This window comes from Mesorhizobium sp. M8A.F.Ca.ET.021.01.1.1, assembly GCF_003998025.1.
Taxonomy (GTDB): domain Bacteria; phylum Pseudomonadota; class Alphaproteobacteria; order Rhizobiales; family Rhizobiaceae; genus Mesorhizobium.
Window position 1 is genome coordinate 1 of the sequence record NZ_RZSJ01001019.1, and the last position, 857, is coordinate 857.

At 63.9% G+C, this 857-nt stretch carries 1 pseudogene; it reads right to left on the bottom strand.

From position 1 onward, the window contains the following. Positions 1–857 (bottom strand): annotated as a pseudogene (locus EOA36_RS36310) (oxidoreductase); the annotation flags it as partial.

The following is an 857-nucleotide window of genomic DNA, read 5'->3' on the forward strand; positions in this document are numbered from 1 at the left end:
ACTCCCATTCCCGCCCCGCCGAGGGATTGACGACGCAGCTGATCCAGTAATCGCGGCTGCGCCGGCCCCAGCACATCTGGTTGCAGGACAGGCAGCCGCGAATGTCCTGCGGCCGTCCGGCGGCAGCCTTTGCAGCCAGATGCGGATCGGCGATCTGCCCGCGCACGATGGAAACGAGGTCAGCGCGGCCTTCGCTCAGCACGCTCTCGGCGTTCTCGGGGGTACGGATATGGCTTTCGGCGGTGATCAGCGCGTGGCGCACGGTGGATTTGAGCACCGCCGCAAGATCCGCGCCGAGCTTTTCGGGATAAACAAAGGTCGGCATGATCTTGTAGAAATCGAAGTAGGAACCCGTTCCACAAGTCACATAGTCCATCAAGGCATCGCGGTCGTGGAGGTCGATTATCTCGGCCAGCGCTTCGCGCTTCAGCGCCACTTCGACTTCCGGTTCGTCATTGACCGCAAGACCGATGATGAAATCATCGCCGCATTCCCGGCGAATCCTGGTCATCACCTCACGGCTCACCCGCGTGCGGTTTTCAAGGCTGCCGCCCCACCGGTCGTCGCGGCGGTTCGACCAGGGCGTCCAGAACTGGTCCAGCATCGAATGGTACGCCGCCCAGACCTCGACGCCGTCGAAGCCGGCCTCGCGGCAGCGGCGCGCCGCCTGGACAAAGCCGTCGATCGTTTCCTCAATCTCGGCTTCGGACATCCGATGCGAGCCGTCGGAGTCGTGATAACTCGGCAGGCCGGAAGGCGACCAGCCGGCATGGAACGAGTTGTCCGCGTCCGCGTGCTGACCGACATGATAGAGCTGCTGGATGGCGACGGCGCCGTTGCCGCGGATCGCCTCTGTC